Origin of the sequence: Pseudomonas sp. F8002 (genome assembly GCF_013385495.1) — a bacterium.
GTDB lineage: Bacteria > Pseudomonadota > Gammaproteobacteria > Pseudomonadales > Pseudomonadaceae > Aquipseudomonas.
Window position 1 is genome coordinate 98,117 of sequence record NZ_JACAPW010000028.1, and the last position, 12,550, is coordinate 110,666.

Below are 12,550 nucleotides of genomic sequence, written 5' to 3' on the forward strand. Positions count from 1 at the left end.
AGCGAGCTTGCTCGCTCCTGCAGGAGACTCACCCCATCAACAATCGGTCAACCGCAGGAAAATCGCCGCCAACTGCTCGATGCCGGCCTGATCCTGCGGGGTAAACCGCGACAGCGATGGGCTGTCCAGGTCGAGCACACCAATCAAGCGCCCGTCCTTGACCAACGGGACGACCAACTCGCTGTTGGACGCACTGTCACAGGCGATATGCCCCGGGAATGCATGCACGTCTTCCACCCGCTGGGTTTGCCGCGAGGCCGCTGCCGCGCCGCACACACCGCGACCGAACGGTATGCGCACACAGGCGATCTGCCCCTGGAACGGCCCGAGCACCAGCTCTTCATTGCGGTTGAGGTAGAAGCCTGCCCAGTTCAAATCATCCAGCTGGTTGAACAGGAACGCAGAAAACTGCGCGGCATTGGCAATGAAATCCCGCTCATCCGCCAACAGCGATTCCAGCTGCGCATGCAGCATGGCGTAGCCATCGAGGCCGGTTCCAGCCTGTTGCAAATCAATCATGGTTGACGCTCCAACAACTTGAGGCCCACCCAGTAGCGGGCGAACTGATAGGCACAACGGCCGTTGCGATTACCGCGCCCGGTGGCCCAGCGCACGGCGAGGATGTCCAACTCTTCATCGCGCTGCCACTGCAGACCGGCCTTGCTCGCCAACTCGCCGATCCAGTGCTCGACCACATCCAGGAAGTGCTCCTGATTGAACGGGTAAAACGACAGCCACAAACCGAAACGGTCAGACAGGGCAATCTTGTCCTCCACCGCTTCGTTGGGATGCAGCTCGCCGTCTATGGTCTTCCAGTTCTCGTTATCGCTCTGGTTCTCCGGCACCAAGTGACGACGGTTGGAGGTGGCATACAACAGGACGTTTTCCGGCGCCTGCTCCAGGGAGCCGTCGAGTACGCTCTTGAGCACACGATAATCGCTCTCGCCGGCTTCGAAAGACAGGTCATCGCAGAACAACACAAAGCGTTGTGGCAATTTGATCAGTTGCTCGACCACCCGCGGCAAGTCCGCCAGGTGATCGCGCTCGATCTCGATCAGGCGCAGCCCGGCCTTGGCGTGCTGGGCCAGCAAGGCGCGCACCATGGACGATTTACCGGTGCCGCGCGAGCCCCAGAGCAGCGCATGGTTGGCCGGCAGGCCGTCGAGAAACTGTTGGGTGTTACGGGCCAATTGTTCGCGCTGTTTATCCACGCCGATCAGGTCGGACAGGCGCATATCCAGGCTGACTTCCAGTGGCAATAAAAAGCCGCTGCGACCTTCGCGCTGCCAACGGGCAGCCAGGCAATGGTTCCAGTCAACGGCTTCGCGCGGGGCAGGCAACAAGGGCTCCAGGCGAGCCAGTACCGCGTCGACACGCTCAAGAAAGGCATTCAATCGAGAATCCACGACTATTCCTCTGGCAAGTTCTTGTAAAAGATGGCGTATTGGCAACCCTGAGGCAGACCGTGCAGGGCTGCACCGAATAAATTCGATTCATGCCGGGCAAGTTTGAGCCTGTGGATGTTCAGCTATGCTTGCCGGGCGAAAGGAAACGTAAAGTGGTACAGCACCCGATGGATATCAAGTTCGCCCACCGCTTGTCTTATAAACAAGCCAGACTGACAGTGCTGGTCGGATTCGTCTTGGGAACCTTGCTCAGCCTGATACAGATTGGGATTGATTATGCCAGCGAAGACGCTTCCATCAACCGGGAAATACGTGCGCTGATTGAAATCAGCCATAACCCGGCTTCGCGCATCGCCTACAACATCGACGCCGAGCTGGCCCAGGAACTGACGCTGGGCCTGCTGCACTCCCCCGCCATCACCCATGCACAACTGATCGACAACAACGGTTTGGTGCTGGCCGATGTCCATCGTCCGCGCAAGGAAAGCACCTACCGGCCCATCAGCGACTTCCTGTTTGGCGCCAACCGCCAATTCGAAGACCGGCTGTACCTCACCCACATGCCCAATGATTCCCTCGGTGTACTGCGTCTTGACGTAGACACCTACGCGTTCGGCAGCCGCTTCCTGCACCGCGCCGAGATCACCCTGCTCAACGGCTTCGCCCGCAGCCTGATCCTCACCGGCATTCTGTTGGCGCTTTTTTACGTGATGCTGACCAAGCCGCTGGTGCGCATTATCCGCGAGCTGAGCTCACGCAAGCACGAGCGCCTGGACTGCCCGCCGGGGCACGAGCACGACGAAATCGGCGTACTGGTCAACGTTGCCAACCAACAGTTTGAAAACATGGAGACTGAAATCCAGCAACGCCGGCATGCTGAAAATCGCCTGACCGAATACCTCGGCCAACTGGAAGACATCGTCTCCGCCCGCACCACCGAGCTCAAGGCGATCAATCATCGGCTGACGCTGTCGAACGACGAGCTGGAAGCGGCGAAGATGACGGCCCTGGGCATGGCCCAGGCACGGGCGGCGTTCCTGGCCAACATGAGCCATGAAATCCGTACACCGCTGAACGGCCTGCTGGGGATGATCGCCCTCTCCCTCGACAGCCCACTGAACGCCGAGCAACGCCAGCAACTGTCGATCGCCCATGACTCCGGCAAAGTACTGGTGGAGCTACTCAACGATATCCTCGACCTGTCGAAGTTCGACGCCGGCCAACTGGAACTGGAAAGCATCCCGTTCGACCTCGGTTCACTGGTGGAAGACACCGCCAACCTGCTCTCGCAAAACGCCGCGCCCAGCGTGGAGCTGACGTGCCTGATCGACCCGCAGTTTCCCGCCCAGGTGCTGGGCGACCCGACGCGGGTAAGGCAGATTGTCAGCAATTTGCTGTCCAACGCCCTGAAGTTCACACGTTTCGGCCGGGTGGATGTACGCCTCAGTGCCCAGGCCGGCCGGGTCAGGATCGAGGTGTGCGACACCGGTATCGGGATCGCCCAGGATGCCCAGGTCAAGATTTTCCAGCCGTTCACCCAAGCCGGTGCGGGCATCACCCGCCAGTTCGGCGGGACAGGCCTGGGCCTGGCGCTGACCCACAACCTGTGCGAAGCCATGAAGGGCCGCCTGAGCATCAGCTCGGAAGCTGGCTTTGGCAGCCAGTTCTGTGCCGACCTGCCCTTGCCGACCCACTTGCCGGCGGTGCGCCTGGCGCCTTTGGCTGGAGATGTAATCGCCATCACCAGCACCAGCAGCGGGCTGGCAGAACTCCTCACCAGCCTGCTGCCGAGTTGGGGCCTGGCTCCGCGCTGTTATTCCATCGACGATGACTTGAGCGGGCAGAATCCCGACCTGCTGATCACCGACTGCCCCGAATGCCTGTTCCGCCTGCGCCCGATGATCACCGCCCCGATCCTGGTGGTAACCGCCTACGGCAACTTCATGCCCAGCGAAGAAGTCGCGGCCCTGGCCCCCTTGCAGCAACAGGCCCGCCCCCTGAGCCGCACCGCGCTGTACCAGGTCCTGCAACGCAACTTGCGCACCGATCCGGACCTGGTCCTGGACCTGATCCAGCTGGAAACCGGCCCCCTCGCCCACCGGGCGCGCATCCTGCTGGTGGAGGACAACCCGGTCAATCAACTGGTGGCCAAGGGCATGCTCGGCAAGCTCGGGTGCGAGGTAATCGTCGCCGCCCACGGTGGTGAAGCCCTCAAGCTGCTGGAAGAGCAAGGCTTCGACATGGTGTTGATGGACTGCAATATGCCGGTGATGGATGGCTATGAGGCCAGTCGGCAGATCCGCCGCAGCGGGCGCTGGCCGGACTTGCCGATCGTCGCCTTGACGGCCAACGCCATGTCCGAGGAACGCGAGCGCTGCCGGGCTGCGGGCATGAACGATTACCTGGCCAAACCGTTTCGCCGGGAAGAACTCAAGGCCTTGCTCGATCTGTGGGTGCCGACTACGACAAGTCTTTGATCTGGCGCAACAGCTGATCCAGGCCGTCACGCAAGGCATCGGCCTGGTTCAGGTCGACCCCGCTGTCACACAACAGGCGGGCCTTCAGCGGCTGCACCCGGTCGCGCAGGTGCCGGCCTTCATCGGTCAGGCTCAGGTGCACTTCACGCTCATCCAGCGTACTGCGCTGACGCCGCACCAGGGCAAGCTGCTCCAGGCGCTTGAGCAGTGGCGTCAGCGTGCCGGAATCCAGCAGCAGGCGCTCGCCCAGGGCCTTGACCGTAGGCTGCGACACCGCTGCAGCCTGCCATTCCCACAGCACCAGCATCACCAGGTATTGCGGATAGGTCAGGCCCAACTGATCGAGCATCGGCTTGTAGGCCCGGGTGACCGCGCGGGAGGCGGCGTAGAGCTTGAAGCACAGTTGGTCGTCGAGGGCCAGGGACAGGTCGGTCATTTGAGCAGGGCTTCGATCTCTTGGGTCAGGTCCTGGGGCTTGGTGGTCGGGGCGAAGCGCTTGACCACCTGGCCGTCGCGACCGATCAGGAACTTGGTGAAGTTCCACTTGATGCCCTTGGAGCCCAGCAATCCCGGGGCCTGCTTTTTAAGCTGTACGAACAATGGGTGGGCATCGCTGCCGTTGACGTCAATCTTCTTGAACAGCGGGAAACTGACACCAAAGTTCAGCTCGCAAAACTCCGAAATGGCGCCTTCGTTGCCCGGCTCCTGCTTGCCGAACTGGTTGCAGGGAAAGCCCAATACCACCAGGCCCTGGTCCTTGTAATGCTGCCAGAGCTCCTCAAGCCCCTTGTATTGCGGGGTGAAGCCGCACTTGCTGGCAGTGTTGACCACCAGAATCGCCTTGCCGGCGAAATCGGCCAAGGTCTTTTGCTCACCCTTGATGGTGGTGCAAGGGATGTTCAGCAGGTTGTCACTCATGGCAGTGCCTCTACAAAGATAAGAAGGACTAAACGATAGTAGGCAATTCAATTGTGTGCAATTTAATTGGCGGGACTTATGCCTTGATATAACGGCTCCTGCGGGCACGAAGCTCGCAGGAGCCTGACGGCTCAGCGCGGTACCAGGTCCAGGCACACCGAGTTGATGCAGTAACGCAAACCGGTCGGTGGCGGTCCGTCCGGGAACACGTGGCCCAGGTGCGCATCGCACTTGGCGCAGGTGACTTCGGTGCGGATCATGCCGTGGCTGACGTCCCGGATCTCGACCATGGCCTGCTTGGCGATCGGCTCGTAGAAGCTGGGCCAGCCGCAGCCGGAGTCAAACTTGGCCCTGGAATCGAACAGCGGCTCATTGCAGCAGATGCAGCGGTAGACGCCGTCGGTCTTGGTGCCGTTGTACTTGCCGCTGAACGGTCGCTCGGTGCCTTTGAGGCGGCACACGTTGTACTGCTCCGGGTCGAGCATGGCTTTCCATTCTTCAACGGTTTTCTGCAACTTTTCCATCGGTACACCTCGGCAACTGAAAAAGCCTGATCTGTGTCTTTTCCATGGATCAGGCGGCACGTATGATTGCGCCTCTTCAAAGCGCCAGTCTGGCACCCGCGTTACCGGCATTCAAACGTATTTATGGGTCAGGCCAACGCAGGATTCTCAGCACGGTAGTCTTCACACCGTCTGGATCGTTCATTTTCAGGATCACATCGCCATGCAGGTCAGCAAATCGAACAAGCTCGCCAACGTCTGCTACGACATTCGCGGCCCGGTGCTCAAGCACGCCAAACGCCTGGAAGAGGAAGGCCATCGCATCCTCAAGCTGAACATTGGCAACCCGGCACCCTTTGGTTTCGAAGCGCCGGACGAAATCCTCCAGGACGTGATCCGCAACCTGCCTACCGCCCAGGGCTACAGCGACTCCAAAGGCCTGTTCAGCGCGCGCAAGGCCGTCATGCAGTACTACCAGCAGAAGCAGGTTGAAGGTGTCGGCATCGAAGACATCTACCTGGGCAACGGCGTGTCCGAGCTGATCGTCATGTCCATGCAGGCCCTGCTCAACAACGGCGACGAAGTACTCGTTCCGGCTCCCGACTACCCGCTGTGGACCGCCGCCGTAACCCTGGCCGGTGGCCATCCGGTGCATTACCTGTGTGATGAAGGCGCCGACTGGTTCCCGGACCTGGCCGACATCAAGGCCAAGATCACCCCGAACACCAAGGCCCTGGTGATCATCAACCCGAACAACCCCACCGGCGCCGTCTACTCCAGGGAAGTGTTGCTGGGCATGCTCGAACTCGCGCGCCAGCACAACCTGGTGGTGTTTTCCGATGAGATCTACGACAAGATCCTCTACGACGACGCCGTGCACATCTGCACCGCCTCCCTGGCGCCGGACCTGTTGTGCCTGACCTTCAACGGGCTGTCTAAATCCTACCGGGTGGCGGGCTTCCGTTCCGGCTGGATCGCCATTTCCGGCCCCAAGCACAATGCCCAGAGCTACATCGAGGGCATCGACATGCTGGCCAACATGCGCCTGTGTGCCAACGTGCCGAGCCAGCACGCCATCCAGACCGCACTGGGCGGCTACCAGAGCATCAACGACCTGGTGCTGCCACAAGGCCGCCTGCTGGAGCAGCGCAACCGCACCTGGGAACTGCTGAACGCGATTCCCGGCGTCAGTTGCGTCAAGCCGATGGGGGCGCTGTATGCGTTCCCGCGGATCGACCCGAAAGTGTGCCCGATCCTCAACGACGAGAAGTTCGTGCTCGACCTGCTGCTGTCGGAAAAGCTGCTGGTGGTCCAGGGTACGGCGTTCAACTGGCCGTGGCCGGATCACTTCCGGGTGGTCACCCTGCCGCGGGTGGATGACCTGGAGATGGCCATCGGTCGCATCGGCAACTTCCTGAAGTCCTATCGCCAGTAATGGGCATTGCGCTGTACGGCCCACCCGTGGTCGTACAGCGATTATCTGGCAACACTTCTCTGCCCTGCGCGGGCGGTATCGCCTTTTACGCCTGCCGGCTCCACCCTTGCTCGGGCATCACCCTATAATTACAGGGCTGCAAGGTAATGGGGCGAGGCTGCCGAGCCACACCAGGCCTCGGAAATTCCCTTCAAGGCTCTACATTCAGGCTGTAGGACACAGTTTGAAATAGTCCCCCGGTTGAATAGCCCCATGCCGCACCTTATATACCCCGCAGTACGCGACATATTAAGCATGAGGAGAATTCTACAACCATGATGCGCATTCTGCTGTTCTTGGCCACTAACCTGGCGGTCGTGCTGATTGCCAGCATCACGCTGAGCCTTTTCGGCTTCAATGGGATCATGGCGGCCAACGGGGTTGATCTGAACCTCAATCAGCTGCTGATCTTCTGTGCGGTCTTTGGTTTTGCCGGGTCGATTTTCTCGCTGTTCATCTCCAAGTGGATGGCGAAGATGAGCACCAGCACCCAGATCATTACCCAGCCACGCACCCGTCATGAGCAATGGCTGCTGCAGACCGTCGAGCAACTGTCCCGCGAAGCCGGGATCAAGATGCCTGAAGTCGGGATCTTCCCGGCCTATGAAGCGAACGCCTTTGCTACCGGCTGGAACAAGAACGACGCCCTTGTGGCCGTCAGCCAGGGCTTGCTGGAGCGGTTCTCGCCCGACGAAATCAAGGCGGTGCTGGCCCACGAGATCGGCCACGTGGCCAACGGTGACATGGTCACCCTGGCGCTGGTCCAGGGCGTGGTGAACACCTTCGTGATGTTCTTCGCGCGGATCATCGGCAACTTCGTCGACAAGGTGATCTTCAAGAACGAACAGGGCCAGGGCATGGCCTACTACGTGGCGACCATCTTCGCCGAACTGGTACTGGGCTTCCTCGCCAGCTCGATCGTGATGTGGTTCTCGCGCAAACGGGAATTCCGCGCAGACGAAGCTGGCGCACGCCTGGCCGGTACCGGCGCGATGATCAGCGCCCTGCAGCACCTGCGCTCCGAACAGGGCTTGCCGGTGCACATGCCGAACACCCTGACCGCCTTTGGCATCAACGGTGGCATCAAGCAGGGCATGGCTCGCCTGTTCATGAGCCACCCGCCACTGGAAGAGCGAATTGACGCACTGCGTCGTCGCGGCTGATAGCGACAAGAAGAAGGGGCGATTCAATCGCCCCTTTTTTGTGGGCGCTCTTCAGCGCCTGGCCAACCGGTACACCCGCTCGTCCAGGCGCGTGACGCCATCCTTAACAAACTTCCAGCTGTCCCCCAGGATGTCCTGCTCCTGCAGCACATCCAGGCTCCACCGGCCGCCCAGGAGCAATTGCACTTCCTCATCGCTCACCGCGAACGGCGGGCCGGCCTTCTGCGACTGTTCATAGTCGAGGGTGATCAACAGGCCACGACTGCCTCCCGCCAGAATCTCATTCAAGTGCGCCGCATACTGCTCGCGCATCAACGGTGGCAGGGCAATCAGCGCCGCCCGGTCGTAAAGCGCTGTGCAACCAACCACGGCACCGGCATCCAGGGCGAAGAAGTCCCCGCACCACAGCTCGATGGAACCCGCCTGGAAAACTTTGAAAGCGCCGCGCTGGCTGACCTGCGGCATCAGCTCCTGCTCGCTGAAAAACTCTTCAACGGCCTTTTCCGACAACTCGACCCCGATCACCCGATGCCCGACGCTCGCCAGCCACACCAGGTCCAGGCTCTTGCCGCACAACGGCACCAGCACCTGCGCCCCGCTCGCCACACCCAGACCGGGCCAGTGGCACAGCAGGTAAGGATTCACCTCGGGCAAGTGGAAACCCGTCTGATTGCGCGCCCAACGCTCATGCCAAAATCCAGGTTCCATGATTTATCCTAAAAATTGATCAAATAGCGCTAAAACTTATATTAGATTTAGATCAATGATCTGATTGAAGATGGTCCCATCTTAACCCTCAGGACCCTACTCATGCTGCCCAGCCTGTTTATCTCCCACGGTTCGCCCATGCTTGCCCTGCAACCCGGTGCCAGTGGCCCGGCACTCAAGCGCCTGGCGGCCGAGCTGCCACGCCCCAAGGCCATTGTGGTGGTCTCGGCGCACTGGGAAAGCCAGGGGCTGCTCGTGACTGGCAGCGCCGCACCAGAGACCTGGCACGATTTTGGCGGCTTCCCACGGGAACTGTTCGCGGTGCAGTACCCGGCCCCAGGTGACCCGCAGTTGGCCGCCCAAATCGTGCAGCTCCTCAAGGCTGACGGCCTGGAAGCGCGCATTGATGATCAGCGCCCCTTCGACCACGGCACCTGGGTGCCCCTGTCGCTGATGTACCCGGCGGCCGATATCCCGGTGGTGCAGGTATCGCTGCCAAGCCGCATGGGCCCTGCCCTGCAAACCCGTGTCGGCCACGCACTGGCGAGCCTGCGGGAACAGGGCGTGCTGCTGATCGGCTCCGGCAGCATTACCCACAATCTCGGCGAACTGGACTGGCATGCCGGGCCGGAGAGCATCGAGCCCTGGGCGCGGGATTTTCGCGATTGGATGGTCAGCAAACTGGCAGCCAACGATGAAGCCGCGCTGCACGACTATCGTCGCCAGGCACCTCATGCCGTGCGCAGCCACCCCAGCGACGAGCATTTGCTGCCGCTGTATTTCGCCCGGGGCGCCGGCGGTGAATTCAGCGCAGCCCACCAAGGCTTTACCATGGGTGCGCTGGGCATGGACATCTACCGTTTCGCCTGATTGCAGGCAAAAAAAATCCCCGAACCAGTCGGGGATTTTTTATGTTCGATCAATCAGCCCGGGGGCGGATCAATCTTCGCGGTAGCGACGCAGCTTCAACTGCTTACCGGCAACGCGGGTGTCCTTCAGCTTGGTCAGGAGTTTCTCCAGACCATCTTCCGGCAGCTCTACCAGGGAGAAGCTGTCACGCACCTGGATGCGACCGATCGCTTCACGTGCCAGGCCACCCTCGTTGAGGATAGCGCCCAGCAGGTTCTTGGCAGCGATGCCATCACGCGCGCCCAGCGCGGTACGGCAGCGAGCACGGCCTTCAGCCAATGGAACCGGAGCACGACGCTCACGATCACCACGGTCCGGACGGTCGCCAGTACGCTCTGGACGATCACCGCGCGGAGCGTTGTTCGGCACCAGTGGACGTTCTTTCTCGATGGCAGCCAGGGTCAGGGCCTGACCGTTGGTAGCCTTGCGCAGCAGGGCTGCAGCCAGGGCACGCGGGGTGCAACCGATATCGGCAGTCAGGCGGTCCAGCAGGTCGCCGTGGGTCGATTCAGCATCAGCCACCAGTGGCGACAGGCTGTTGGTCAGTTTCTTGATGCGCGCATCGAGAACGGCCTGGGCATCCGGCAGGCGGACTTCGGCAACTTTCTGACCGGTTACACGCTCGATCACTTGCAGCATGCGGCGCTCACGTGGAGTCACCAGCAACAATGCACGACCTTCGCGACCGGCACGGCCGGTACGGCCGATACGGTGAACGTAGGACTCTGGATCGTAAGGCATGTCAACGTTGAACACGTGGGTGATACGTGGAACGTCGAGGCCACGGGCAGCAACGTCGGTCGCCACAACGATGTCCAGACGGCCATCCTTGAGGGAGTCGATCACGCGCTCACGCTGGTTCTGGGCAATGTCACCGTTCAGCGCAGCGGCTTTGTAGCCTTTGGCTTCCAGGGCGCTGGCCAGGTCCAGGGTCGCTTGCTTGGTGCGCACGAACATGATCAGGGCGTCGAAGTCTTCGACTTCCAGCAGGCTCAATACAGCCGAGGTCTTCTGGTCAGCGTGAACCAACAGGTGAGCCTGTTCGATCGCGGTAACGGTCTGAGTCTTGGTCTGGATCTTCACGTGTTGCGGATCGCGCAGATGGCGTTCGGCAATGGCACGGATCGACTGTGGCAGGGTAGCCGAGAACAGTACGGTCTGACGGGTTGCTGGCAGTGCCTTGAAGATGACTTCCAGGTCGTCCATGAAGCCCAGCTTGAGCATTTCGTCAGCTTCGTCCAGAACCAGGTGGTTCACGGTCGACAGCACTTTTTCGTCGCGACGCAGGTGGTCGCACAGACGGCCCGGAGTGGCGACAACGATCTGTGCGCCGTTACGGATTGCTTTCAGTTGTGGGCCCATAGGCGCGCCGCCGTAAACGGCCACAACGGTAACGCCCGGCATTTGCTTGGCGTAGGTTTCGAAAGCGGTTGCTACTTGCAGCGCCAACTCACGGGTTGGCGCCAGGATCAGGGCTTGCGGCTCGCGCTTGGCAGGATCGATGCAGTGCAGGATTGGCAGGGCGAACGCGGCGGTTTTACCGGTACCGGTTTGCGCTTGGCCAATCATGTCTTGGCCGGCCATGATGATCGGGATCGATTGCTGCTGAATAGCCGAAGGTTCTTCGTAGCCAGTCGCGATGACGGCAGCAAGAATGTTCGGGTTAAGATTAAAAGCGGCGAAGCCGCCGGTTTCCTGGGTCATGGGTCTGCCTCTAAGTGCATCCGCAAAGACCCATGCTCCAAAGCTGCGCATGCCGTGTTGAGACTCAAGAGTCGCCCTGGCTGCTTTGTCGGCGGGGATTTGCGAAAACGAATGAATGAAAAAGATTCGTCAAGGAAGAGTCCGCTGTGCGGACGTGCAGCCGAAGCTGACTTCGGGGAATTGCGCTACCTAAACGCGGCCCGGTTAAAGGCCGGCGCGCACTATACCGGAAATCGCTGAAAAAGGGAGCTTTTTTTATCGCAAACCGCAGGTAAACGCCTCTGCATCAAAGGCTTTGCGCATCCAGGCAGCAGGGTCTATTTTTCAAAGGCCCGGCCCTGTTGGTCATGACGCTTAAACGGTTCACCCTTAACAGCGGGCCCTTCGGTCCGAAACCTCCCTTTGCGCCCGAGGGCACACCCCATGAACCAAGCCACCAACAGCCGCGTCAGCCGTGAACAGCAGGGTCATATCCTGTTGCTGGGCCTGGATCGCGTGGCCAAGCGCAATGCGTTCGACCTGGAATTGCTCAATGATTTGAGCCTGGCGTATGGCGAATTTGATCGCAATGAGCAAGCGCGGGTGGCCATTGTCTTCGGGCATGGCGATCACTTTACCGCCGGATTGGACCTGGCCAATGTGGGGCCCACGATGGCACAAGGCTGGCAACCGCCGCTGGGGGGTTGTGATCCGTGGGGCGTTTTCGCGGGGCCCCGGGTCAGTAAGCCGGTGATTGTTGCGGCTCAGGGGTACTGCCTGACCATTGGTATCGAGTTGATGTTGGCGGCGGATATCAATCTGTGTGCCAGCAATACCCGGTTTGCGCAGATGGAAGTGCAGCGCGGGATTTTTCCTTTTGGGGGCGCGACGTTGCGCTTTCATCAGATCGCGGGGTGGGGGAATGCCATGCGCTGGTTGCTCACGGGGGATGAGTTTGATGCCCATGAAGCGCTGCGGTTGGGGTTGGTGCAGGAGGTGATGGCCAGCGAGGATTTGTTGCCCCGGGCGGTGGCGCTGGCAAACCGCATTGCCCAGCAGGCGCCGCTGGGGGTGCAGGCCACGCTGATGTCGGCGCGTCAGGCACGGATCGAGGGGGAGACCGCGGCGGCGGCCGGGTTGCCCGTTTTGGTGGAGAAACTGCTGAATAGTGAGGATGCCAAGGAAGGTGTACGGGCGATGATCGAGAAGCGGCCTGGGGTTTTTAAAGGCTGTTGATTGTGGAGGGGGCTTGGGGCGGGGTACATATCCGTTATTTAGGTAACGGCCACTATTGGTTCCGCTCTTACAG

The 12,550-nt window shown here is 60.7% G+C and carries 12 protein-coding genes; 5 read left to right on the top strand and 7 right to left on the bottom strand.

What is annotated here, in order from left to right:
• Window positions 1-36: 36 nt before the first annotated feature.
• Together HX811_RS20720 and HX811_RS20725 are read right to left on the bottom strand one after the other, a co-directional pair.
• Window positions 37-519 carry a GAF domain-containing protein gene (locus tag HX811_RS20720; RefSeq protein WP_003209067.1) on the bottom strand — a complete coding sequence of 161 codons (483 nt, stop codon included), beginning with the start codon at window positions 517-519 and terminating at the stop codon, window positions 37-39.
• Complete coding sequence (locus HX811_RS20725; protein ID WP_177047135.1) at window positions 516-1,406, bottom strand: ATP-binding protein; 891 nt, start codon at window positions 1,404-1,406, stop codon at window positions 516-518. Before HX811_RS20725 ends, HX811_RS20720 begins: the two co-directional genes overlap by 4 nt.
• A gap of 167 nt (window positions 1,407-1,573) precedes the next feature.
• Between HX811_RS20725 and HX811_RS20730 the strand changes: the two genes are divergently transcribed.
• Window positions 1,574-3,883: a response regulator gene (locus HX811_RS20730; RefSeq protein WP_177047136.1), complete on the top strand. Its 2,310-nt coding sequence runs from the start codon at window positions 1,574-1,576 to the stop codon at window positions 3,881-3,883.
• Here the strand turns inward: HX811_RS20730 and HX811_RS20735 are convergent.
• The 3 genes from HX811_RS20735 to msrB form a co-directional block, all read right to left on the bottom strand.
• Window positions 3,867-4,319 carry a MarR family winged helix-turn-helix transcriptional regulator gene (locus HX811_RS20735; RefSeq protein WP_177047137.1) on the bottom strand — a complete coding sequence of 151 codons (453 nt, stop codon included), beginning with the start codon at window positions 4,317-4,319 and terminating at the stop codon, window positions 3,867-3,869. The two genes, HX811_RS20730 and HX811_RS20735, sit on opposite strands and share 17 nt — an antisense overlap.
• On the bottom strand, window positions 4,316-4,801 hold the full coding sequence (locus HX811_RS20740) for a glutathione peroxidase (protein WP_177047138.1): 486 nt from the start codon (window positions 4,799-4,801) through the stop codon (window positions 4,316-4,318). Before HX811_RS20740 ends, HX811_RS20735 begins: the two co-directional genes overlap by 4 nt.
• Before the next feature lie 131 nt (window positions 4,802-4,932).
• A complete protein-coding gene (gene msrB, locus HX811_RS20745; RefSeq protein WP_177047139.1) occupies window positions 4,933-5,325 on the bottom strand; it encodes a peptide-methionine (R)-S-oxide reductase MsrB in 393 nt (130 codons plus the stop codon).
• A gap of 202 nt (window positions 5,326-5,527) precedes the next feature.
• Here msrB and HX811_RS20750 point away from each other — a divergent pair, with 202 nt between their 5' ends.
• A complete protein-coding gene (locus HX811_RS20750; RefSeq protein ID WP_003209058.1) occupies window positions 5,528-6,739 on the top strand; it encodes a pyridoxal phosphate-dependent aminotransferase in 1,212 nt (403 codons plus the stop codon).
• Between the two features lie 314 nt (window positions 6,740-7,053).
• Complete coding sequence (gene htpX, locus HX811_RS20755; RefSeq protein ID WP_003209055.1) at window positions 7,054-7,941, top strand: protease HtpX; 888 nt, start codon at window positions 7,054-7,056, stop codon at window positions 7,939-7,941.
• 51 nt (window positions 7,942-7,992) lie between these two features.
• On the opposite strand, the gene HX811_RS20760 is transcribed toward htpX, so the two are convergent.
• Complete coding sequence (locus HX811_RS20760; protein ID WP_177047140.1) at window positions 7,993-8,649, bottom strand: thiopurine S-methyltransferase; 657 nt, start codon at window positions 8,647-8,649, stop codon at window positions 7,993-7,995.
• Window positions 8,650-8,751: 102 nt separating this feature from the next.
• On the opposite strand from HX811_RS20760, the gene HX811_RS20765 reads away from it, so the two are divergent.
• Complete coding sequence (locus tag HX811_RS20765) at window positions 8,752-9,519, top strand: class III extradiol ring-cleavage dioxygenase (protein ID WP_003209052.1); 768 nt, start codon at window positions 8,752-8,754, stop codon at window positions 9,517-9,519.
• Window positions 9,520-9,588: 69 nt separating this feature from the next.
• Here the strand turns inward: HX811_RS20765 and HX811_RS20770 are convergent, their stop codons facing one another.
• On the bottom strand, window positions 9,589-11,262 hold the full coding sequence (locus tag HX811_RS20770; protein WP_003209050.1) for a DEAD/DEAH box helicase: 1,674 nt from the start codon (window positions 11,260-11,262) through the stop codon (window positions 9,589-9,591).
• Window positions 11,263-11,685: 423 nt separating this feature from the next.
• Between HX811_RS20770 and HX811_RS20775 the strand changes: the two genes are divergently transcribed.
• Window positions 11,686-12,477, top strand: a complete 792-nt coding sequence (locus HX811_RS20775; RefSeq protein ID WP_102368446.1) for a crotonase/enoyl-CoA hydratase family protein — start codon at window positions 11,686-11,688, stop codon at window positions 12,475-12,477.
• Window positions 12,478-12,550: the final 73 nt, after the last annotated feature.

Excerpts from the sequence above, each read along its gene's own strand:
- HX811_RS20720 (WP_003209067.1), bottom strand. The coding sequence starts at position 519 with ATGATTGATTTGCAACAGGCTGGAACCGGCCTCGATGGCTACGCCATG.
- HX811_RS20765 (WP_003209052.1), top strand. The coding sequence starts at position 8,752 with ATGCTGCCCAGCCTGTTTATCTCCCACGGTTCGCCCATGCTTGCCCTG.
- HX811_RS20770 (WP_003209050.1), bottom strand. The coding sequence starts at position 11,262 with ATGACCCAGGAAACCGGCGGCTTCGCCGCTTTTAATCTTAACCCGAAC.
- HX811_RS20775 (WP_102368446.1), top strand. The coding sequence starts at position 11,686 with ATGAACCAAGCCACCAACAGCCGCGTCAGCCGTGAACAGCAGGGTCAT.
- HX811_RS20760 (WP_177047140.1), bottom strand. The coding sequence starts at position 8,649 with ATGGAACCTGGATTTTGGCATGAGCGTTGGGCGCGCAATCAGACGGGT.
- HX811_RS20735 (WP_177047137.1), bottom strand. The coding sequence starts at position 4,319 with ATGACCGACCTGTCCCTGGCCCTCGACGACCAACTGTGCTTCAAGCTC.
- HX811_RS20750 (WP_003209058.1), top strand. The coding sequence starts at position 5,528 with ATGCAGGTCAGCAAATCGAACAAGCTCGCCAACGTCTGCTACGACATT.
- htpX (WP_003209055.1), top strand. The coding sequence starts at position 7,054 with ATGATGCGCATTCTGCTGTTCTTGGCCACTAACCTGGCGGTCGTGCTG.
- HX811_RS20730 (WP_177047136.1), top strand. The coding sequence starts at position 1,574 with ATGGATATCAAGTTCGCCCACCGCTTGTCTTATAAACAAGCCAGACTG.
- msrB (WP_177047139.1), bottom strand. The coding sequence starts at position 5,325 with ATGGAAAAGTTGCAGAAAACCGTTGAAGAATGGAAAGCCATGCTCGAC.
- HX811_RS20740 (WP_177047138.1), bottom strand. The coding sequence starts at position 4,801 with ATGAGTGACAACCTGCTGAACATCCCTTGCACCACCATCAAGGGTGAG.